A 19,130-nucleotide genomic window follows, 5' to 3' on the forward strand; every position below is an offset into this window, starting at 1 on the left:
CATTCTCCACAAGGACCCGGCGATGCGTTAAATGGCCGGACTTCCAGCTGTTCGCGTCCTGCGGGGGTGCCTACGATGCGACCGTTCTGTGTATGTCATGTGCACAACATGTGTAGATGGCGGACGCATTCAACAACACCCACCCCCCACCGAACCGAGAGGGAGATCCATGGCCACCGGCCTGCTCCTGAGCGGCACGATCGCCGCGCTCCTCACCTCCGCGCTGCCGGCGCAGCCCGCCGACGGGTTCGAGGACCCGCCGCCGGACAAGATCGTCATCAAGGTCGCGACCGTGAACGGCTCCGGCTGTCCCCAGGGCACGGCGGCGGTCGCCGTCTCCGACGACAACACCGCCTTCACCGTCACCTACAGCGACTACCTCGCCCAGGCCGGCGGCGACTCCGCCCCCACGGCCTTCCGCAAGAACTGCCAGCTCAACCTGCTCGTGCACGTGCCCCAGGGCTTCACCTACGCCGTCGCCAGCGCGGACTACCGCGGCTTCGCCGCCCTCCAGCCCGGCGCCAAGGGCACCCAGCGGGCCTCGTACTACTTCCAGGGCTCCCCGAACACGGAGTACCGCACCCACCCCTTCAGCGGCCCCTACGACGACAACTGGCAGGCCACCGACACCACCGACTGGGCCCAGCTGGTGTGGGCGCCCTGCGGGGTCCAGCGCAACTTCAACATCAACACGGAGCTGCGGGTGAGCACGGGGACGTCCGACCCCGCCGAGGTGAGCTTCATGACGATGGACTCGACCGACGGCGACATCAGCACGGTCTACCACCTGGCGTGGAAGGAGTGCCCCGAGTCCTGACGGCCGACCGACGAAGGGCGCGGGCCGGCGTCACCGGTCGGCCGGCCCGCGCGCCTCGATCTCGTCGGCGCACTCCTCGGGCGCCGACCACGCCGTGAGGTACCGGGTGACCCCGTCGCTCTCCGCCCGCTCGCGTGCGGCTTCGGCGCGCGCCTGTTCGAGGAGGTCGGCGACCTCCTCGCAGTTGACGGCGTACGTCTCCGTCGGCGCCGGCTCCTCGGGCGGACCCGGCGTCCCCTCCGCGTCCGGCTCCCCGCCGAGCGCGGCGGTGGCGGCGACACCGGCCAGGCAGAATCCCGCCCACACGACGACGACCCGACGTCCGATCCTCATCCAAGTGCCTTTCCCGTGAGGCCGGTTCAGGGGGCCGGCGCGTCCGAACGGGCCAAGCGTAGAAGGCGACGCCTCACGGCCCGTCCGGACGGCACACCAGGGGCTTGTCGAGTTCGGCGCAGGGGCGGTGGCCCTTGGAGCGGATGACGTCCTTGCCGACCTCGTCGGCGAGGTAGCGCAGGAATCCCGCGGCGATCGAGTCCGCCGGCGGCTCGCCGTAGGTGTAGGCGATCTCGGTCTCCCAGAAGGGGTACGCACCCTGGTCGGCGCCCTCCAGCGTCGCGGGACAGCCGTCGATGCGGACCTGCCGCACGCCCTCGTGGCCGGCGGCGGCGCCGACCTCGCTGTGGCCGAGGGCGCCGGGCGTGGAGGCGACGGTGTCCAGCAGGGACGGTGTGCCGCCGACCTCGCAGCGCCCGGGCCGGGCGGCGTCCAGGCTCCGGCAGTCGTTCGTGGTGACCGCGGGCAGCGGCCGGCCGCCCAGGACCCGCTGTTCGAGGGCGGCCCGGGTGCCGGAGCCCGGATGCCGGCTGACCAGCTGGACCGGCAGGTCGCGGCCCTTCACCTGGCTCCAGTTGGTGATCCTCCCGGCGTAGATGTCCCGCACCTGCCGCAGGGACAGGTCCCGTACCCCGGCGTCCTCGCTCACGACCAGGGTGAACAACGACAGGGCGACCGGCCGGGGAAGCAGCTCCGGACGGCCCTCCGTCTTGGGCCCGTCGCTGAAGGCAAGCCGGTCGCCCAGCCCCGCGGTCCCGTCCGGCGCCGCCTTCGTGCCGGCCGCGGCGAGGGTGTCGAGGCCCGGGACGCTGCCCCGGAACGAGTCGTCGGACAGCGGTATCCGGGCGTCCGGACACGTCCTGGTGTACTGCGCGGCGGCCAGTTCCAGCACCGGCCTGAAGGCGGTGGAGCCCGACAGGTGCAGCGTCCCGCGGGCGCAGTCCAGCGGCGCGGCGACCGGGTCCTCGCCGCGGGCGAAGGTGGCCGCGGACTGGGCGACACTCACCAGGACGAGGACGGCGAGCAGCCAGCGCACCGGCCGGGACGCGAAGGGGTAGTACTCGGTCTTCCTCGCGGTCCCGCCGCGCACCCCGCCGACGACGCCCGCGGTGACCTCCGGGTCGGGGAACTCGGGCTCGGTGAAGCCCTCCTCGCGGTCCAGGACGGCCAGCACCTTGTAGTGGGCCCGGCGGTTGAGTATCACCTTCGGCAGCCGGATGATGCCGTCCGTGGCGGCGAACCCGGGCCGGTCCGGCGTGAAGAAGCTGCGCGGCACGTGGCGGCTGCGCTCGGTCACGGCCATGCCGACCACCCGGCGGCCCGGGAAGGCGATGCTCACGCCCACCGGGTCGGTGGCGGGCGCCACGTAGTCGCCCTCGACGATCGGGGACCAGCCCGCGTTCTCGATGCGCAGCAGCACGACCGACGGGTCGGCCAGCGTCCTGCCGTCCCACTGCATCCGCTGGAACACGCGGGTCTCGGGACCGGAGGTGGACGAGTCCCGGACGGTGGTGTCCAGCTGCACGCGGTAGCCGAGCCGTTTGCGCCCCGCCAGGAAGAACTCCCACAGGGCGGCGATCACGGGCACGGCGAGGCCGAGCACGGCGATCACCAACTCCCACGGCACACCGTTCATGACCGACTCCCGAGGCAGGACGGACGTACAGGGACGGGGAGGCCATGGTGACGGCAGGCGGGCGTGGGCGGGCGGCGCGGGGCCGACCGTCCGTCGGGTGTTCACCGGCGCGTCACCTGAGAAAGGCGGTGTTTCCCGGACGTCGGTCACCGGCGGCGCGCGAACCATTGACGCGCAAGGGGTTCGATTCTACGTTCCCGTCCGAAAAGGCGATCGCTGTTCGAAATTCCGGACACGAAGGAGCGTTCCCCCCATGACCCTCGCGACCATGAAGCGCAGGAGTACCGCATTGCTCGCCCTCCCCGCCGCCGCCCTGCTCGCGCTCGTCCCCACCACGGCGTCGGCCTACCCGGGCCCCGGCCGGGTCACCGGCTCGGTCGTCACGCACGACCCGACGATGATCCGCACCGCGTCCGGGCAGTACCAGCTCTACGCCACCGGCGGCGGGATCAGCAGCAAGACCTCCTCCGACCGCACCGCCTTCGCCGCCGGCGCGGACGCCTTCGGCTCCCGGCCGAGCTGGTGGTCCCGCTACTCCAGCGTGCCGGAGGCCTGGGCGCCCGACGTCTCGTACCACGGCGGCAGGTACCTGATGTACTACTCCGTCTCGAAGTTCGGCTCCAACACCTCCGCCATCGGCCTCGCGACCTCCACCACCGGCCGGCCGGGCAGCTGGAGCGACCAGGGCATCGTCTACACGTCGGCCTCCTCCAGCGACTACAACGCGATCGACCCCAACCTCTTCGTCGACGACGACGGAAAGTGGTGGCTGTCCTTCGGCAGTTGGTGGACCGGGCTGAAGATGATCCGGATCGACCCGTCGACCGGCAAGCAGCTCTCGTCCGACACCACCCGCCACTCGATCGCCTCCCGGCCCTCCGGGACCAAGGCCGTCGAGGCCCCGTACATCGTCAAGCGGAACGGCTACTACTACCTCTTCGCCTCGTACGACACCTGCTGCGCCGGCACCGGCTCCACGTACAAGGTCAAGGTGGGCCGCGCCACGAGCGTCACCGGGCCGTACCGCGACAGGAACGGCGTCTCGATGATGAACAACGGCGGGACGCCGGTCCTGGAGTCGCACGGCAGCGTCATCGGCCCCGGCGGCCAGTCGATCACGAACGACGTCGACGGCGACCTGATCGTCTACCACTACTACGACGGAAACGACAACGGCACGCCCAAGCTCGGCATCAACCTCCTGAACTGGAGCAGCGGATGGCCCGTCGCCTACTGACCCTGCTGGCCGCGCTGCTGCTCGCCCTCTCGCTGGGCCAGCCGTCCGCGAGCGCCGCCTCCTTCGCCAACCCGGTCAAGGCGCAGAAGGGTGCCGACCCCTGGATCACGTACCACGACGGCGACTACTACCTGGTGTCGACGAGCTGGAGCGACGTCATCACCGTGCGGAGGTCCCCGACCCTGGCCGGGCTCTCCACCGCGCCGAGTGTGCAGGTGTGGCAGGGCGACGCGGCCTCCCGCTGCTGCAACATCTGGGCCCCCGAACTGCACCACCTGAACGGGCGCTGGTACCTCTACTACGTGGCCGGCCAGAACGTAGCCGACTACAACCCGACCCAGCGCAGCCACGTCCTGGAGAGCGCCGGCTCGGACCCCACGGGGCCGTACACCTACCGGGGGCAGCTCAACCCGGCCTGGATGCTCGACCCCACGGTCGCGGCGATCGACGGGCAGCTGTACCTGTTCGGCAGCACGCACGCCGGGACGCAGAACATCGTGGCCGCGCGCATGTCGAACCCGTACACGGTCAGCTCCTCCTTCACCACCGTCTCCACGCCGACGTACGACTGGGAACGCTCCGGCGCCCCGGTCAACGAGGGGCCGGAGATCCTCCGGCGGGGCGGCAGGACCTTCCTGGTCTACTCCGCGAGCGGTTGCTGGACCCCGGACTACAAGCTGGGGCAGCTCGAACTGACCGGGCCGTCGCCGACGTCCGCGTCCTCCTGGACCAAGAAGTCCACGCCCCTCTTCCAGCGCAGTGACGGCAACGGCGTCTACGGCCCGGGCCACAACGGCTTCTTCACCTCGCCGGACGGCACCGAGAGCTGGATCGTCTACCACGCCAACGACGCCGCCACCGACGGCTGCGACAACGGGCGTACGGCGCGGGCGCAGAAGTTCACCTGGAACGCCGACGGCACCCCGGACCTGGGTACGCCCGTCCGGCTGGGGGCCGCCCTGCCCGGTCCCTCGGGGGAGCCGTCCACGGTCCGCAGGACCTACACCGTCACCAACCGCAACAGCGGCAAGTGCCTGGAGGTGACCGGTGGTTCGGCCGCGGACGGGGCCGACGTGCGGCAGTACACCTGCAACGGCGGCGCCCACCAGCGCTGGCGCCTGGAGGACCTGGGCGACGACACCCACCGGCTGCTCAACGCGGCCACCGGGAAGGTGCTGGACACCGCCGACTGCTCGGCCGCCGACGGCGCCGACCTGCGGCAGTGGTCCTGGCTGGACAACACCTGTCAGCGGTTCCGGTTCCTCGCCACCGACGGCGGCCACGTCCGGATCGTCAACCGGGCCACCGGCAAGGTCGCCGACGTCGCGAACTGCTCCACCGCGGACTCCGCCGACGTACGGCAGTGGTCCTGGCTGAACAACGCCTGTCAGCAGTGGCGGCTGGACCCGGTGTAGGGCGCACCGCTCCGGCCCCGCGCCCTCACCCGGTGCGGCCCATGCCCGCCGCGTTCGGCCAGTGCTGCTGGGCCGGCCAACCCGTCGCCGGTACCGACTCCAGCCCGTTGGTGCCCCTGACCTGGGCGGCCGTGAGGCCGCCGCGGGCCGGGACACCGGGCGGGGTGGGTGCCGGGTAGGGGTCCGCCGCGGGGGCCGGGGCGGGCATGGGCTGCGGGACCGGTGCCGGGTGGGGGACCGGCACCGGCCCGGGGTACGGCGCCGGGTGGGGGACCGGCGCCGGTTGCGGGACCTGCGGCGGCGGTGCCGGCACCGGCATCGGGCCGAGGGCGGCCGCCGCCGGGGCGACGGGCACCGCGGCCGGGAGCGGCATGCCGGTGCCGGGGGCCGCCGGGACGGCCGGTCCCGGGGTGGAGCCGCCGTCGGCGAGCGCCCGCAGGCCCGCGCCGTCGGTCTGGCTCAGCAGGCGGTCCACCACCGCCGTGCCCGAGCTGTAACCGGTCCCTGTGGCGGGCTCGGGCACGGCGGCTCCCCTCCCGGTCCCGTAGAGCACCTGTTCCAGGCCGGACACCAGGCGACGGACGTCGGCCTGGGGGCGCACCACGAGACGCAGGAAGCGGCTGGACGAACCGATCTTGTTGCCGCACTCGCGGACCAGGACCCGGTGCTCGGTGAGCATCCGGTCCCGGACGACGGTGCCCTCGGCGCCCACGGGCAGGCGCACGAAGAGGAAGTTGCCCTGGGAGGGGTAGACGGTCAGGCCCGGGAGCGCCGACAGTTGACCGGACATCTCCAGGCGGTCGCGGCGTACCTGGTGCAGACTCTGCGCGTACTCCGGCCCGTGGTCGCGGAGCATGAACACCACGTGCTCCGCGAAGGAGTTGAGGTTCCACTTGGGGAGCATGGCGCGCACCCGGCCCGCGAGCGCCGGGTTGGCGACCAGGTAGCCGAAGCGGATGCCGTGCAGGCCGAAGTTCTTGCCGAGGCTGCGCAGGACGACGACGTTGGGCCGCAGCATCGCCTCCTGGACCACGCTGGGCTCGGCCTCCGCGTCGGCGAACTCCAGGAAGGACTCGTCGACCACCACCAGGTCCCGGTCGGCCATCGCGTCCATGAACTGCACGAGTGCCTGCTTGTGCAGATAGCCGCCGTCGGGGTTGTTGGGGTTGCAGACCACCACCGTCCGGGTACCGCGGGCCCGGATGAACTCGGCGTAGCGCGCGAGGTCGAGGGCGAAGCCGCCGGACTCCTGGAGCGGGAACATGTCGACCCGTTTGCCGGTCTCCATCGGCTGGTCGGTCCAGCGGCCGAAGGTGGGGACGGGGACGGCGAGGGACTCGCGGACCAGCAGGTGGTCGATCCAGGTGATCAGCTCGGTGGAGCCGTTGCCCATCGCCACGCACTGCGGGGGCAGTTGCAGCAGGCTGCACAGCTCGGCGGTGATGGTGTCGGCGCTGCTCGGGTAGTACGTGATGATGTCGCGCAGCCGGCCGGCCATCTCGTCGAACATCGCCGGGGTGGGGAAGTACGGGTTGCAGGGGATGCAGAAGTCCACCGGCCCGGCGCCCGCCCCGCCGCTCTCCCGCGCCAGCGCCGCCATCGACGGGCTGTGTGCCGCGGTGCTGCGGAACAGCGAGGTGACGTTGCCGGACAAGTGGACCTCCGTCGGTGGGGGGCCCGCGGGGGAGCGCGGGCCGCCCCTACATACGGGGGAGGGAGGGACACCGTTCAACGCGTGTGAAGAAAGTGTGTCCCTCGTGCGCCCCCGCACGCCCCTGTGCGCCTCCGGACGGCCTCACGCGCCGCCTGACGGCCTCACGCGTCGAACGAGTGCACCGTCGTCGTCCGGTACGTCTGCCCGGGCCGCAGCACCGTCGAGGGGAACGACGGCTGGTTCGGGGAGTCCGGGAAGTGCTGCGTCTCCAGGCACAGGGCGTCGCCCTGGCGGTAGAGGGAGCCGCTGGTGCCGGTCAGGGTGCCGTCGAGGAAGTTGCCCGAGTAGAACTGGAGGCCCGGCTGGTCGGTCGCGATGCGCAGGGTGCGGCCGGAGGCCGGGTCGCGCAGGGTGGCGACGTGCTCGGGACGGTCGGTGACGCCCTTGTCCAGCACCCAGTTGTGGTCGAAGCCCTTGGCGGTGACCAGCTGCGGGTGGGCGTCGCGCAGGTCCCGGCCGACGGCCTTGGCCCGGCGGAAGTCGAAGGGCGTGCCGGACACCTTCGCCAGTTCGCCCGTAGGGATCAGGCCCGCGTCGGTGGGCGTGTAGCGGGACGCGGCGATCGACAGCTCGTGGTCCTCGATCGTGCCGCTGCCCTCGCCCGCCAGGTTCCAGTAGACGTGGCTGGTGAGGTTGACGACGGTGGCCCGGTCGGTGGTGGCCTCGTAGTCGACGCGCCACTCGCCGCGCCGGGTGAGGGTGTACGTCACCTTCGAGCGGAGCGTGCCCGGGTAGCCCATCTCCCCGTCGACGCTGGTGTAGTACAGGACCAGGCCGACATCGGAGCCGGCGGTGAACGGCTCGACGTCCCAGACCCGCTTGTCGAAGCCCTGGGCGCCGCCGTGCAGGCTCTGCTCGCCGTCGTTGACGGAGAGCTGGTACGCCTTGCCGTCCAGGGTGAAGCGGCCCCCGCCGATGCGGTTGCCGTAGCGGCCGATGAGGGCGCCGAAGTACGGGCTGGACGCCACGTAGTCGTCGAGGTCGGCGAAGCCCGCGGAGACGTTCGCGTAGCGGCCCCGGCGGTCGGGGACCTCCAGGGACTGGACGACTCCGCCGTAGGACAGCACCTTCATCCGCGTGCCGCCGTTCTCCAGCGACCAGCGGTGGACCTTCGTGCCGTCGGCGAGCCTGCCGAAGAGTTCCTTCACCGGCTTCCTGCCTCCCGTGGCGTGTGCCGTGCCGCCGACCGCGGAGGCGGCGAGACCGGCGGCTGCTGCTGATGCGATGACCGTGCGTCTGCTCAGTTCCATGTGCGGGCTCCTGTACTTCCGTCAAAGAAGCGGGCCCCGCCTCGGTCGGCGGGGCCCGGGGGACCTACGAACCGACCCTGCGTTTGTTCCACACGTCGAAGCCGACGGCCGCCAGCAGCACAGCGCCCTTGATGACCTGCTGCCAGTCGGTGCCGATGCCGACGAGGTTCATGCCGTTGTTCAGCACGCCCAGGACCAGACCGCCGATGATGGCGCCGAGGACCGTGCCGACACCGCCGCTCATCGACGCGCCGCCGATGAACGAGGCGGCGATGGCCTCCAGCTCGAAGTTGAGGCCGGCCTTGGGAGAGGCCGCGTTGAAGCGGGCGGCGAAGACCAGACCCGCCAGGGCCGCGAGCATGCCCATGTTCAGGAAGACCAGGAAGGTGACCTTCTTGTCCTTCACGCCCGACAGCTTGGCCGCGGGCAGGTTGCCGCCGATGGCGTAGATGTGGCGGCCGATGATCGCGTTGCGCATCAGGTAGCCGAAGCCGACCACCAGCACGCCCAGGATGAGCAGCACGATCGGGGCGCCCTTGTAGCTGGCCAGCAGCAGTGTGACCACGAGGACGGCGGAGACCAGCGCGACCAGCTTGAGCAGGAACATCTTGGCCGGCAGCACCTCGAGCGCGAACTCCTGCTGCCGCTTGCGGTCGCGGACCTCCTGGTACACCACGAACGCGATCAGCGCGAAGCCCAGCAGCAGCGTGAGGTTGTGGTAGTTGGTGTCCGGGCCGACCTCGGGCAGGAAGCCGTTGGCGATCTTCTGGAGGTCCTTCGGGAACGGGCCGAGGGTCTGCCCCTCCAGGAAGATCTCGGTCAGACCGCGGAAGAGCAGCATGCCCGCGAGGGTCACGATGAACGACGGTATGCCGAGATAGGCGATGAAGAACCCCTGCACCGCGCCCGCGACGGCGCCGATGGCCAGGCACAGCACCACCGCGATGGGCCAGGAGAGGTCGTTCTCCACCATCAGCACCGCGGCCATCGCGCCGATGAACGCGGTCAGCGAACCGACCGACAGGTCGATGTGGCCCGCGATGATGACGAGCATCATGCCGATCGCGAGGATCAGGATGTAGCTGTTCTGCAGCACCAGGTTGGAGACGTTGCGCGGCAGCAGCAGGTCGCCGTCCGACCACACCGCGAACAGCGCCACGATCAGGCCGAGGGCGATCAGCATGCCGTACTGCCGCATGTTGCGGCGCATGCCGTCCAGCATCAGCCGCAGCAGCCCGTCCCCGGCGGCCGACCCGCCCCGGCCGGACGGCGCGGGGGCCGGCGTCTTGGCGGTCACGTCCGTGCTCATCGGGTTACCTCTTTGTCCTTCGTCATCTGACGCATCAGCGCTTCCTGCGAGGCCTCGGCCCGCGGGAACTCACCCGTCAGCCGCCCCGCGGCCATGGTGTAGATGCGGTCGCACATACCGAGCAGCTCCGGCAGTTCGGAGCTGATGAAGACGACCGCCTTGCCCTGGGCGGCCAGCTGGTCGATGACCGTGTAGATCTCGTACTTGGCGCCAACGTCGATACCGCGCGTGGGCTCGTCCAGGATCAGCACCTCGGGACCCGCGAAGATCCACTTGCTGAGGACGACCTTCTGCTGGTTGCCGCCGGACAGCTTGCCCACGGGCTCGAAGACGGTCGGCGCCTTGATGTTCATGGACTTGCGGAAGTCCTCGGCGACCTGCCGCTCCCCGTGCTCGTCGACGACCCCTCGCCTGGCGACCTTGCCCAGCGCGCTCAGCGAGATGTTCCGGTTGATGGTGTCGATGAGGTTGAGGCCGTAGTGCTTGCGGTCCTCGGTGACGTACGCGATGCCGTGCCCGACCGCCTCCGGGACGGTCTTCGTACGGATCTCGGCGCCGTCCTTCAGGACCGTGCCGCCCGCGTACCGGCCGTAGGTGCGGCCGAAGACGCTCATCGCGAGTTCCGTGCGGCCCGCGCCCATGAGGCCGGCGATGCCGACGATCTCGCCGCGCCGCACCTCGATCGAGACGTCGTCGACGACCTTGCGCTGCTGGTCGATGGGGTGGTGCACGGTCCAGTTGCGGATCTCCAGGGCGGGCGCGCTGCCCTCCTCCGGGTGGTGCGGGGTCCGGTCCGGGAAGCGGTTCTCCAGGTCCCGGCCGACCATCCCGCTGATGATCCGGTCCTCGGTCGTCTCCGCCGCCTTCACGTCGAGCGTCTCGATGGACTGCCCGTCGCGGATGATCGTGACCGAGTCGGCGACCCGGCGGATCTCGTTCAGCTTGTGCGAGATGATGATCGAGGTCATGCCCTGGTCCTTCAACTGAAGGATCAGGTCGAGGAGTTTGCCGCTGTCCTCGTCGTTGAGCGCCGCCGTCGGCTCGTCGAGGATGAGCAGCTTCACCTTCTTGGAGAGCGCCTTGGCGATCTCCACCAGCTGCTGCTTGCCCACGCCGATGTCGGCGACCCGGGTCTCCGGGTGCTCGTCGAGACCGACCCGGCGCAGCAGTTCGGTGGCGTGCCTGAGGGTGTCGTTCCAGTTGATCAGTCCGCGCTTGGCGTGCTCGTTGCCGAGGAAGATGTTCTCCGCGATGGACAGATACGGCACCAGCGCCAGCTCCTGGTGGATGATCACGATGCCGTGCTGCTCGCTCGCCCGGATGTCCTTGAACCGGCAGGTCGCGCCCTCGAAGAGGACGTCCCCCTCGTAGCTGCCGTGCGGATGGACGCCGGAGAGCACCTTCATCAGGGTCGACTTCCCGGCGCCGTTCTCCCCGCAGATGGCGTGGACCTCGCCCTGGCGGACGGTCAGCGTGACGTCCGACAGCGCTTTGACACCGGGAAAGGTCTTGACGATCGAGCGCATTTCCAGGACGGGTCCCGCCATGGTCGTGCCTTCCAATCCTTGAGGGAGCCCGGTTACTTGAGGTCGTCGGCGGTGTAGTAGCCGCCGTCGACGAGCTCCTTCTCGTAGTTGGTCTTGTCCACGCTGACCGGCTGGAGCAGGTAGGCGGGGACGACCTTGGCGCCGTTGTCGTAGGACTTGGTGTCGTTGGTCTCGGGCTTCTTGTCGTTGAGGACCGCGTCGACCATGTTGGAGGCGACCTTGGCGAGCTGGCGCAGGTCCTTGTAGACGGTCTGCGTCTGCTCGCCCGCGATGATCGACTTCACCGAGGCGACCTCGGCGTCCTGGCCGGTGACGACGGGCATCGGCTTGGCCTTGGAGCCGTAGCCGTCCGACTTGAGGGCCGACAGGATGCCGATGGAGATGCCGTCGTACGGCGAGAGCACCGCGTCCACCCGGGCGCTGCGGTAACTGGAGGTGAGCAGGTCGTCCATGCGCTTCTGCGCGGTGCCGCCGTCCCAGCGCAGGGTGGTGACCTGGTTCAGGGCGGTCTGCTTGGAGCGGACGACCACCTCGCCCTTGTCCATGTAGGGCTTCAGGACGTTCATCGCGCCCTGGAAGAAGTACTTGGTGTTGTTGTCGTCGTTGGAGCCGGCGAACAGCTCGACGTTGAAGGGGCCCTTCTTGCCCGCCTTCAGACCGAGCTTGTCGACGATGTAGCCGCCCTGCAGCTCGCCGACCTTCTCGTTGTCGAACGAGGCGTAGTAGTCGACGTTCTCCGTGCCGAGGATCAGCCGGTCGTAGGAGATGACCGGGATGTCGGCGTCCTTGGCCTGCTGGAGCACGTTGTTGAGCGACTTGTTGTCGATCGCGGCGACGATCAGGGCGTCCACGCCCTGGGTGATCATGTTCTCGATCTGGGAGACCTGCTGGTCCGGGTCGTCCTCGCCGTAGACGAGCTTGGTCTCGTACCCCTTGGCCTTCAGCTCCTTCTCGACGTTGGCGCCGTCGGCGATCCAGCGCTCGGAGGACTTGGTCGGCATCGCGATGCCGATCGTGCCGCCGTCGGCACCGCCCTTGTCCTCTTCACTGCCGCCCTCCCCGCTCTGGCCGCAGGCGGTCAGCGTGAGGGCGAGGGAGGCGGCGGAGGCCATCGCGGCGAGTGCGGCTCTGCGGTTGCGCATGGTCATCATCCTTGATGTGGGTGCAGGGTTCGGTCGGGTGGTGCCGACCCGCGAAGAGCTGAGGGTGGATCGACCGATGACAGGTGTGTGTGGGATTGTGCGCGGTCGTGTCGTCTTTTGTGAAGCACGTTTCCGGAACGTTATGACGAGATCTCGAACCGGTGGAGCGGGCCCGGTTCCCGCGAGCCGAGCGGGGCCATGTCGCCGTCCGCCCCGTGCCGCGCGAGCAGGTCCAGCGCGAGCCGTCCGCGCCGCACCCGCTCCTTGGCGGTGGCCAGCGTGAGTTCCCTCAGGTGGTGGCCGTACGGGTAGATCCCGGGGGTCTTGGAGAGGCCGAACTTCAGGTACAGCGGGGCCCCGCGCCGGATCAGTTCGGCCACCTCGTACATCCGGACGTAGCCGCCGAGGTCGTCGGGAGCCTCGATGTACATGTCCATGGGCGCGGCCGAAACCCGCCGGATCTCGGTGAGGTGATCCGTCGTCAGGTCGCTGGGCACGTTGATGGAGTCGGCGCCGAGCCGCTCGTACACCGCGTACGAGGCCGGGTTGACGGGCCCGACGAGCGCCGAGAGCTTGAGCGTGGTGTCGGCGGGGACGAGGCCGGCTTCGCGGGCCCGGTGCAGCGTCCACAACACGCCCTCGTCGGCCACCAGCAGGCACTTCACGCCCAGCTCCGTGGCGCGCACGGCGTCCTCGACGCACCCGGCGACCGCGTCGTGGCCGCGTGCCCTGAGGCCCGCGCCGCCCGAGTCGGTCCGGGTGGAGCCGCCGATGTCCCAGGTGCCGCGCGGACCGGTGAACAGGCACAGCTCGATGTCGCGTTCGGCGGTGGCCTCGACCATCTCGGTGATCTCGGCGTCGGTCAGCATCCACACGCCGCTGCCCTGGCTGATCCGGTGGATCGGCACATCCAGCCGCGAGGACTCCTTCAGCACCACTCCCAGCGCCTCGGGACCCTCGACGGACGGGATCTCGGTACGCCAGCGGCCACCGCCCGGGAAGGAGTGCGGCGAGGCGTCGGCGGGGTCCGGGGCGGGCGCGGCCAGGCCGAGCGCGGCGAGCGCCTGCTCGCCGGGCCTGCGTGCGGCGGCCTGGGCGGAAGCGTCGGTCACAAGCTGTCCTTAATGTTCGGTATTTCGGACGGGGTTCGCGACTCTGGGGACGGGAAGCCCGTGCGGACGGGTGTACGCCGGTACGGGGGCCGTCAGGTCGCCCCCGTACCGGCGTACGGCTCGGGGGGCGGGTCAGGGGCGCAGCAGCACCTTGCCGACCTTCGGGTCGCCGGACCCCACCAGCTCGATGGCCTCGGCGAACCCGTCGAGCGGCAGCTCGTGCGTCACCAGCGGCCCCGGGTCGAGCAGACCGGCCGCGAAGACCCGCACGGTGTGCGCCCAGGCGTCCGGCGGCGCCCCGAACACGGTGTGCACCTCCAGCTGGCGCACCACCAGGTCGGTGGGGTCGAGCCCGTCGGCGCCCGGGGCGGGGATGCCGGTCAGGACCAGACGCCCGCCCCTGCGGAGCAGCGCGGCGGCGGTGCGGGCCGCGTCGGCGGACCCGGCGGTCTCGACGACGACGTCGAAGTCGTCGGGGAGGGGCTGGTCCTTGGTCCGGAAGTCGCTCGCGCCGAACCGCCGCGACAGCGCCTCCCGGTCCCCGCGCGTACCGACGACCAGCAGCTCGCCCGGGGACGTGGCACGCAGGAACTGCACGGCGAACATGCCGAGCGTCCCGGTGCCGACGACCGCGACCCGCTCGCCGGGGCGGGCGTTCGCCTTGAGCGCGGCGGCGGCGACGCAGGCGGCCGGCTCCAGCAGGGCGGCGGCGGTGAGGTCGGCGCCGTCCGGCAGGACGTGCAGGAGCCGGGCGGGCAGGGTGAGGGTGGGCGCCATGGCCCCGGGTTCGGTGAAGCCCGTCTCCTCGTACCCGGCCGTGCACAGCGTCGTCTCGCCCGCGTGGCAGCGGTCGCAGACCTGGCAGTTGCGGAACCCCTCACCGACGACCCCGCGCCCGACCAGGCCGGCGGGGACTCCGGCGCCTACCCGCTCCACGGTCCCGGACCACTCGTGCCCGGGGGTGAGCGGGTAACGCACGTACCCCTCCGGGCGGTTGCCCTGGTACACCTCGCGGTCGCTGCCGCAGATCCCGGCCGCGTGCACCCGGACCAGGGCCTCGCCGGGGCCGGGCTCGCGCGGCTCGTGCGGCACGATCCGGTGCTCGCCCGGCGCGTCGACGACGACCGCGCCGCTCATGCCCCGGTCCCCTTCGGCTTGCGCTGCTCCCAGCCCTCGGCCCACAGGTCGAACCGGGCCTGCTGCTGCGGGAACTCGGCCGCCGCGTCGGTGTCCAGCTCTACGCCGAGGCCGGGGGCGTCGGACAGGTGGAAGCACCCGTCCTCCGGGTTCACCTGCGGGGCGCCCTTGACCACCTTCTTGATCTCCGCGTCGGCGAAGTCGTTGAAGTGCTCCAGGATCTTGAAGTTCGGGGAGGTGAAGCCGACCTGGAGGGAGGCCGCGGTGAGCACCGGCCCGCCCACGTTGTGCGGGGCGACCAGCGTGTAGTGGGTCTCGGCGGTGGCGGCGAGCTTGCGGGTCTCCCAGATGCCGCCGATGTGGCCGACGTCGGGCTGGATGACGTCCACGGACTGGTCCTCGAACAGCTCGCGGAACTCGATCCGGTCGTGGATGCGCTCACCGGTGGCGACGGGGATGTCGACCTTCTCGGCGACCTTCCGCAGCGCCTTGAGGTTCTCCGGCGGCACCGGCTCCTCCAGCCAGGCCGGCTTGAAGGGCGCGAGGTCGCGCGCGAGCCGGACGGCGGTGGAGGGCGAGAAGCGGCCGTGCATCTCCAGCATCAGCTCGGCGTCCGGCCCGATGGCGTCCCGCACGGCCTCGATCAGCGAGACGGCGTAGTTCGTCTGCTGCTGGTCCAGCTCGAAGTGCCCGGTGCCGAACGGGTCGATCTTCAGCGCCCGGTACCCGCGCTCCATGACTCCCCGGGCCGCCTTGTGGTACGCCTCCGGGGTCCGCTCGGTCGTGTACCACCCGTTGGCGTACGCCTTCACCTTGTCGGTGACCTTGCCGCCCAGCAACTGCCAGACCGGGACCCCGAGGGCCTTGCCCTTGATGTCCCAGCACGCCATCTCCACCACGGCGATACCGGACATCACGATCTCGCCCGCCCGGCCGTAGTCGCCGTACTTCATGCGGCGGACCAGGTCCTCGACAGCGAACGGGTCCGATCCGAGAATGTGGTTGGCCTCGGCTTCCTTCAGGTAGCCGAGGAGAGCGTCGGTGTGCCCCAGCATCCGGGTCTCGCCGACTCCGGTGATGCCCTCGTCGGTGTGCACCTGGACGTAGGTCAGGTTGCGCCACGGCGTCCCGACCACGTGTGTGCTGATTCCGGTGATGCGCACGGCGGTTGCCCCTCGCTGTGTTCGATATTTCGTCACTCGTTCGAAATGCTGGCGTGACAGTAAGGAGGGGGCGGCGGGGGTGTCAATGGGTCGGACACATAACGGTTTCGGCAGTTTCCCGAGGCGGCGCGGAACGGTCCGGACCGCTTCCCCACACAACCTTCACAGCGGCCTCTAGGAACACCGCTGTTGCGGAACTTAACCTTCCCGCGTCATGGACTACTGCCTCCCGTGCCGACGGCACCTCAACGGCGCCCTCGCCTGCCCGGGCTGCGGCACCCCGGCCGACGAACTCCACCCGCCCGAGCGCCACTTGCCGGAGGTCTCGCCGGACGCGGAGCACGCGGCGCCCGTACCGCCGGCCGCGGAGGAGGCGTCCGACGGCACCCCGGACGAGGTTCCCACCGGTGCCCGGGCCGGCCGCCGCGACCGCAAGGCCGCCGCCCACCGCCGCCGCCGTCGCCGGACCCTGTTCGTCGCCGCGGGATTCGTCCTGGCGGCCGGCGGCCTGAGCCTCGCGGAACTCGGCCTGGACGCCCCGGGCTCCCAGGCGGCACCGGCGGCCGCCGGGGACGAGACGACGGACGGCGGGGTGACCCGTGAGGTGGGCGAGACCTCGGCCGCACCGGTCGACGGCACGTCGAGCACGACACCCCCTTCGGGCACGCAGTCCCCCGAAGCCTCCGCCTCCGCCTCTTCCTCCCCCTCCTCCTCGGCCTCGGCGTCACCGTCGGAGTCGGAGTCGTCGGGGTCCCCCCAGGCCGAGAACCCGGGGACGCCGGACACGGACGAGGACTGGTCCGCGCCCACGGCCCCGGAGCCGGAGAACACACCGCCTCCGTCGACGCCCCCGAACGACCCGCCCCCGGCCGCGACCCCCACCCCGGCACCGACGCCCCCGACCCCGACCCCGACGGAGACGTGCGACCGCTTCCTTTGGTGGTGCACCTGAGGGCTCGCGCCACCCTCCGCCGCCGAGCAGGCTTACCGTGGCCGCCGGTCACCGGCCACCGCCGACGCGCGCCCGCCGCCGACGTGGGCGGACGCACCCCCCGGTTCAGTCCCGCAGCATCCTCCGCAGCGCGTCCCGCAGAGCGACCCGTTCGCCCTCCGACAGCCCTGCCAGCGGCTCCCGGGCGAAGCGCAGGGACTCCCGCAGGCTCCGTGCGACCCGCCGGCCCTCCTCCGTCGCCGCGGCGACCTTGACGCGCCGGTCGGCGGGGTCGGGGCGGCGCTCGACCAGGCCCCGCGCCTCCAGCCGGTCCACGATCCCCGTGACGTTCGACGGCTCGCACTTCAGCTTCTGGGCGAGCTTGCGCATCGGCAGCGGCTCCAGCGACAGCAGGCTGAGCAGCTTGGCCTGCGCCCCGGTCAGGGCGCGTTCGGCGGCCGCCTCCTCGTAGTCGGCGTGGAAACGGGCCACGACCTCACCGATCAGCTCGACGACTTCCAGGGTGAGCGCGTCGGGTCGGCGGGTGGTGTCGCGTGGTGTGGCCATGGAAACAAGGGTACCCATTTGTTTGACAAGGTGAAATGTTCAGTCGCATGGTTGTTTCAGAGGCTGAAACATCGCCTGTGACCCCGACCACCGGAAAGGCGCCCTCATGACCGACTCCCCCGCCCTCCCCACCGTCAACCGCGAATGGCACCTGCTCAGCCGCCCGGTCGGCTGGCCCAAGCCCGAGGACTTCTCCCTCGTCGAGGCGGAGCTGCCCACCCCGGGCGAGGGCCAGGTCCTGGTGCGCAACCTGTACGTCTCCGTCGACCCGTACATGCGCGGCCGCATGAGCGCCGCCAAGTCCTACGTCGCCCCCTACGAGCTGGGCAAGCCCATGCAGGGCGGCGCGGTCGGCGAGGTCGTCGCCTCCAACGCCGAGGGCCTCGCCGTGGGCGACCACGTCCTGCACTTCTTCGCCTGGCGCGAGTACGCCGCCGTGGACGCGAAGAACGCCGTCAAGGTGGACCCGGAGGCGGCGCCGCTGTCGACGTACCTCGGGGTGCTCGGCATGACGGGGCTCACCGCGTACGCCGGCCTGCTGCGCACCGCCGCCTTCAAGGAGGGCGACTCGGTCTTCGTCTCCGGTGCCGCCGGTGCCGTCGGCAGCCAGGTGGGCCAGATCGCCAAGCTCAAGGGCGCCTCCCGGGTCATCGGCTCCGCAGGCTCCGACGAGAAGGTGAAGCTGCTCGTCGACGAGTACGGCTTCGACGCCGCCTTCAACTACAAGGACGGCCCGGTGAGCGAGCAGCTGCGCACCGCCGCCCCGGACGGTGTCGACGTCTACTTCGACAACGTGGGCGGCGACCACCTCGAAGCGGCCATCGGCTCCCTCAACCGGGACGGCCGCATCGCGATCTGCGGCGCGATCTCCGTCTACAACAACACCCAGCCCGCCCCGGGCCCGAAGAACCTCGCCCGTCTCATCCAGACCCGCGGCCGGATCGAAGGCTTCCTGGTCGGCGACCACTACGACCTCCAGCCGCAGTTCGTCCAGGAGGTCGGCCCCTGGGTCGCCTCCGGTGAGCTGAAGTACCGCGAGACGGTCGTCGAGGGCATCGAGAACAACCTGGAGGCCTTCCTCGGCGTCCTGCGCGGCGACAACACGGGCAAGATGATCGTCAAGCTCTGAGGTCCCCAAGGCCCCTGAGGCCAACAACCCCCGAGGCCGGCGCCGGGCACCCGGCGCCGGCCTCGCGCGGGAGCGCCCTTCCCGGTCTTTCCGGGATGCGGTAGCGTCTTTCCGAAATCCGTCGTGATCGTGGGCGCGAGTCGCGGCGGACCGAGGAGGAAGACAACCGCAATGCCGATTCAGCAGTCCGAGGTCCTCTACACCGCCGTAGCCACCGCCGAGAACGGCCGTGACGGCCGGGTGGCCACCGATGACGGCAAGCTCGACGTGGTCGTGAACCCGCCCAAGGAGATGGGCGGCAGCGGCGCGGGCACCAACCCCGAGCAGCTCTTCGCCGCCGGGTACAGCGCCTGCTTCCAGGGCGCGCTCGCCGTCGTGGCCCGCCAGGAGGGCGCCGACGTCACCGGTTCCACCGTCACCGCGAAGGTCGGCATCGGCAAGAACGACGACGGGTTCGGCATCATCGTCGAGATCTCCGCCGAGATCCCGTCCGTGGACGCCGCCACCGCGCGGTCGCTGGTGGAGAAGGCCCACCAGGTCTGCCCCTACTCGAAGGCGACCCGCGGCAACATCACGGTGACGCTCGTCTGACCGGACTCGTCCGCGCACGCACCGGGGGGGGGGGGGGGGGGGGGAGGGGGGGGGGGGGGGGGGGGGGGGGGGGGGGGGGGGGGGGGGGGGGGGGCGAGGA

Annotated in this window: 17 protein-coding genes; 6 read left to right on the plus strand and 11 right to left on the minus strand. The window is 71.0% G+C overall.

The features are described 5' to 3' along the window. Window positions 1–169 precede the first annotated feature (169 nt). Entirely contained in the window at window positions 170–817 is a 648-nt protein-coding gene (locus AC07FV_RS02730; RefSeq protein ID WP_479084136.1) for a DUF4360 domain-containing protein, read from the plus strand. 30 nt (window positions 818–847) lie between these two features. Here the strand turns inward: AC07FV_RS02730 and AC07FV_RS02735 are convergent, their stop codons facing one another. Together AC07FV_RS02735 and AC07FV_RS02740 are read right to left on the minus strand one after the other, a co-directional pair. Further along, window positions 848–1,150, minus strand: coding sequence for a hypothetical protein (locus AC07FV_RS02735; RefSeq protein ID WP_479084137.1), 303 nt, complete (start codon window positions 1,148–1,150; stop codon window positions 848–850). 73 nt (window positions 1,151–1,223) lie between these two features. Then, window positions 1,224–2,786: a substrate-binding domain-containing protein gene (locus tag AC07FV_RS02740; RefSeq protein WP_479084139.1), complete on the minus strand. Its 1,563-nt coding sequence runs from the start codon at window positions 2,784–2,786 to the stop codon at window positions 1,224–1,226. Between the two features lie 268 nt (window positions 2,787–3,054). Between AC07FV_RS02740 and AC07FV_RS02745 the strand changes: the two genes are divergently transcribed. Both AC07FV_RS02745 and AC07FV_RS02750 read left to right on the plus strand, forming a co-directional pair. Then, window positions 3,055–4,023: an arabinan endo-1,5-alpha-L-arabinosidase gene (locus AC07FV_RS02745; RefSeq protein ID WP_479084874.1), complete on the plus strand. Its 969-nt coding sequence runs from the start codon at window positions 3,055–3,057 to the stop codon at window positions 4,021–4,023. Further along, complete coding sequence (locus AC07FV_RS02750) at window positions 4,005–5,438, plus strand: family 43 glycosylhydrolase (RefSeq protein WP_479084141.1); 1,434 nt, start codon at window positions 4,005–4,007, stop codon at window positions 5,436–5,438. Before AC07FV_RS02745 ends, AC07FV_RS02750 begins: the two co-directional genes overlap by 19 nt. A 25-nt stretch (window positions 5,439–5,463) precedes the next feature. On the opposite strand, the gene AC07FV_RS02755 is transcribed toward AC07FV_RS02750, so the two are convergent. The 8 genes from AC07FV_RS02755 to AC07FV_RS02790 all read right to left on the minus strand — a co-directional run bounded on the left by AC07FV_RS02755 (window position 5,464) and on the right by AC07FV_RS02790 (window position 15,812). Next, on the minus strand, window positions 5,464–7,092 hold the full coding sequence (locus AC07FV_RS02755) for a pyridoxal phosphate-dependent aminotransferase (RefSeq protein ID WP_479084143.1): 1,629 nt from the start codon (window positions 7,090–7,092) through the stop codon (window positions 5,464–5,466). Between the two features lie 161 nt (window positions 7,093–7,253). Further along, window positions 7,254–8,402 (minus strand): aldose epimerase family protein, encoded by a 1,149-nt coding sequence (locus tag AC07FV_RS02760; protein WP_479084144.1) that lies wholly within the window; start codon window positions 8,400–8,402, stop codon window positions 7,254–7,256. A gap of 64 nt (window positions 8,403–8,466) precedes the next feature. Next, window positions 8,467–9,711, minus strand: coding sequence for a multiple monosaccharide ABC transporter permease (gene mmsB, locus AC07FV_RS02765; protein ID WP_479084145.1), 1,245 nt, complete (start codon window positions 9,709–9,711; stop codon window positions 8,467–8,469). Continuing rightward, window positions 9,708–11,258 (minus strand): multiple monosaccharide ABC transporter ATP-binding protein, encoded by a 1,551-nt coding sequence (gene mmsA, locus AC07FV_RS02770; RefSeq protein ID WP_479084146.1) that lies wholly within the window; start codon window positions 11,256–11,258, stop codon window positions 9,708–9,710. Before mmsA ends, mmsB begins: the two co-directional genes overlap by 4 nt. Before the next feature lie 32 nt (window positions 11,259–11,290). Beyond that, the gene (gene chvE, locus AC07FV_RS02775) at window positions 11,291–12,400 is read right to left on the minus strand and encodes a multiple monosaccharide ABC transporter substrate-binding protein (protein WP_384688138.1); all 1,110 of its coding nucleotides are present in this window, start codon (window positions 12,398–12,400) and stop codon (window positions 11,291–11,293) included. A gap of 140 nt (window positions 12,401–12,540) precedes the next feature. Then, window positions 12,541–13,512 (minus strand): hypothetical protein, encoded by a 972-nt coding sequence (locus AC07FV_RS02780; protein ID WP_479084148.1) that lies wholly within the window; start codon window positions 13,510–13,512, stop codon window positions 12,541–12,543. A 132-nt stretch (window positions 13,513–13,644) separates the two neighbouring features. Beyond that, window positions 13,645–14,649, minus strand: coding sequence for a zinc-dependent alcohol dehydrogenase (locus tag AC07FV_RS02785; RefSeq protein ID WP_479084150.1), 1,005 nt, complete (start codon window positions 14,647–14,649; stop codon window positions 13,645–13,647). Beyond that, window positions 14,646–15,812: a mandelate racemase/muconate lactonizing enzyme family protein gene (locus tag AC07FV_RS02790; protein WP_479084152.1), complete on the minus strand. Its 1,167-nt coding sequence runs from the start codon at window positions 15,810–15,812 to the stop codon at window positions 14,646–14,648. The genes AC07FV_RS02785 and AC07FV_RS02790 overlap by 4 nt, the downstream gene beginning before the upstream one ends. Before the next feature lie 214 nt (window positions 15,813–16,026). Here AC07FV_RS02790 and AC07FV_RS02795 point away from each other — a divergent pair, with 214 nt between their 5' ends. Continuing rightward, window positions 16,027–16,764, plus strand: coding sequence for an SCO2400 family protein (locus tag AC07FV_RS02795; protein ID WP_479084153.1), 738 nt, complete (start codon window positions 16,027–16,029; stop codon window positions 16,762–16,764). 105 nt (window positions 16,765–16,869) lie between these two features. Here AC07FV_RS02795 and AC07FV_RS02800 read toward each other — a convergent pair whose 3' ends face one another. Continuing rightward, complete coding sequence (locus tag AC07FV_RS02800; protein WP_479084155.1) at window positions 16,870–17,310, minus strand: MarR family winged helix-turn-helix transcriptional regulator; 441 nt, start codon at window positions 17,308–17,310, stop codon at window positions 16,870–16,872. Window positions 17,311–17,416: 106 nt separating this feature from the next. Between AC07FV_RS02800 and AC07FV_RS02805 the strand changes: the two genes are divergently transcribed. Together AC07FV_RS02805 and AC07FV_RS02810 are read left to right on the plus strand one after the other, a co-directional pair. Next, a complete protein-coding gene (locus tag AC07FV_RS02805; protein WP_383642043.1) occupies window positions 17,417–18,439 on the plus strand; it encodes an NADP-dependent oxidoreductase in 1,023 nt (340 codons plus the stop codon). A 171-nt stretch (window positions 18,440–18,610) separates the two neighbouring features. Further along, window positions 18,611–19,030, plus strand: a complete 420-nt coding sequence (locus tag AC07FV_RS02810; protein WP_053130225.1) for an organic hydroperoxide resistance protein — start codon at window positions 18,611–18,613, stop codon at window positions 19,028–19,030. The last annotated feature ends 100 nt before the right edge of the window (window positions 19,031–19,130 follow it).

It is taken from the genome of Streptomyces sp. NPDC045956 (assembly GCF_056430705.1).

Bases quoted from the DNA above. Each gene is read 5' to 3' on its own strand.
- AC07FV_RS02735 (WP_479084137.1), bottom strand. From the start codon at position 1,150: ATGAGGATCGGACGTCGGGTCGTCGTCGTGTGGGCGGGATTCTGCCTG.
- mmsB (WP_479084145.1), bottom strand. From the start codon at position 9,711: ATGAGCACGGACGTGACCGCCAAGACGCCGGCCCCCGCGCCGTCCGGC.
- AC07FV_RS02760 (WP_479084144.1), bottom strand. From the start codon at position 8,402: ATGGAACTGAGCAGACGCACGGTCATCGCATCAGCAGCAGCCGCCGGT.
- AC07FV_RS02805 (WP_383642043.1), top strand. From the start codon at position 17,417: ATGACCGACTCCCCCGCCCTCCCCACCGTCAACCGCGAATGGCACCTG.
- AC07FV_RS02730 (WP_479084136.1), top strand. From the start codon at position 170: ATGGCCACCGGCCTGCTCCTGAGCGGCACGATCGCCGCGCTCCTCACC.
- AC07FV_RS02795 (WP_479084153.1), top strand. From the start codon at position 16,027: ATGGACTACTGCCTCCCGTGCCGACGGCACCTCAACGGCGCCCTCGCC.
- AC07FV_RS02750 (WP_479084141.1), top strand. From the start codon at position 4,005: ATGGCCCGTCGCCTACTGACCCTGCTGGCCGCGCTGCTGCTCGCCCTC.
- chvE (WP_384688138.1), bottom strand. From the start codon at position 12,400: ATGCGCAACCGCAGAGCCGCACTCGCCGCGATGGCCTCCGCCGCCTCC.
- AC07FV_RS02800 (WP_479084155.1), bottom strand. From the start codon at position 17,310: ATGGCCACACCACGCGACACCACCCGCCGACCCGACGCGCTCACCCTG.
- AC07FV_RS02785 (WP_479084150.1), bottom strand. From the start codon at position 14,649: ATGAGCGGCGCGGTCGTCGTCGACGCGCCGGGCGAGCACCGGATCGTG.
- AC07FV_RS02810 (WP_053130225.1), top strand. From the start codon at position 18,611: ATGCCGATTCAGCAGTCCGAGGTCCTCTACACCGCCGTAGCCACCGCC.
- AC07FV_RS02745 (WP_479084874.1), top strand. From the start codon at position 3,055: ATGAAGCGCAGGAGTACCGCATTGCTCGCCCTCCCCGCCGCCGCCCTG.
- AC07FV_RS02740 (WP_479084139.1), bottom strand. From the start codon at position 2,786: ATGAACGGTGTGCCGTGGGAGTTGGTGATCGCCGTGCTCGGCCTCGCC.
- mmsA (WP_479084146.1), bottom strand. From the start codon at position 11,258: ATGGCGGGACCCGTCCTGGAAATGCGCTCGATCGTCAAGACCTTTCCC.